2 protein-coding genes are annotated in these 1,211 nt (G+C 56.3%); both read left to right on the plus strand.

Annotated features, from left to right (window positions below):
• Positions 1 to 926, plus strand: a 926-nt coding sequence (locus tag GMA8713_RS25710) for a baseplate J/gp47 family protein (RefSeq protein WP_062715512.1), incomplete at its 5' end; no start/stop codon positions are given.
• A partial coding sequence (locus tag GMA8713_RS25715) for a putative phage tail protein (protein ID WP_157515797.1) occupies positions 914 to 1,211 on the plus strand: 298 nt, incomplete at its 3' end. The genes GMA8713_RS25710 and GMA8713_RS25715, both read left to right, overlap by 13 nt.

The raw sequence follows: 1,211 nt of genomic DNA on the forward strand, positions 1-1,211 counted from the left end.
AGCTGGTTTGGCTTTCCAAACAGATTGTGCCAACCGCAGAAAGTGACGACAGCACCATCGAAGCCAGGGCCGCCTATGAAGGCGTGCCACGAAAGCTGGCTCAAAACGCCAATGGAAGCGCCACCTTCAGCGCGAGCGATAACGCCCAACTGCCTCTTGATAGCGTACTCACCTCCGGGGACGGCACGCGTTACCGAGTCACAGAGAGCGCACTGCCTACAGGCGGCGAACTGGTGGCAGAAATACAGGCTGAGCACGCAGGAACATCCGGTAACCTGGCAGCCAATGACACCCTGACACTGGTGAATCCCTCCCCCGGTATCGGCAGTCAGGCGACCGTCATCAACATGGATGGTGGCACTGACATCGAGCCGATTTCAGAGCTGTTGGCACGGCTTTGGTTTCGCAAGCAATACCCGCCGATGGGTGGGGCTGTTCATGACTATATGGCCTGGGCGACTGAAGTGCCCGGTGTGACCCGTGCTTGGGCCTACGATGCCTGGCAAGGTGGCAGCACTGTCGGCCTCACGTTTGTGTGTGATGGTGATGCCGACATGCTGCCTTCAACCACTAAAATGGACGCTGTCAGAGAGTATATCTATCGGCATAAAGACCCAGCCACAGGGCTGGAGGTAGGCCGCCCTGCAGGGATTGAAACCATCATTTTCAAGCTGCGTTTAAAGCCCGTTCAACTGACCATTAAGCTCATCCCGGATAACAGCGACACACGCGCGGCTGTCATCGCGCAACTGACGCGATTGGAGCGTTTACTGGCCCATCCCGGCAGCAGCTTGTTGCTCTCTCAGGTTCGCACCGCGATTGGCACCGCACCTGGGCTTGTCGATTACACCACCCCACTGGACAGTGATATCACCAGCCAAAGCGATGAGCTTATCACTTTCGAGGTACCGCAATGGATAGAGTGACACGCGCACAATCCACCGATGCCTGGTTAGATGTGTTGCAACAGCTGATGCCTCAAGGCATCGCCTGGCCTAGGGATTTGGAAGCCAACCAAACGCGACTGCTTCGGGCTCTGGCCACAAGCCTTGCGGATATCGATGCCCTAACCGATTCCCTGCAGCAGGAAACCACCCCTGAACAATCTCACCTTTTACTGGGTGAATATGAGCAATATCTCGGGCTGCCCGAGTGCATTGAACAGTCTTTGTCATTGTCGGAAAGACAAGCGACAGCGGTGGAGAAAGACC

This window comes from Grimontia marina, from assembly GCF_900060185.1.
GTDB lineage: Bacteria > Pseudomonadota > Gammaproteobacteria > Enterobacterales > Vibrionaceae > Enterovibrio > Enterovibrio marinus.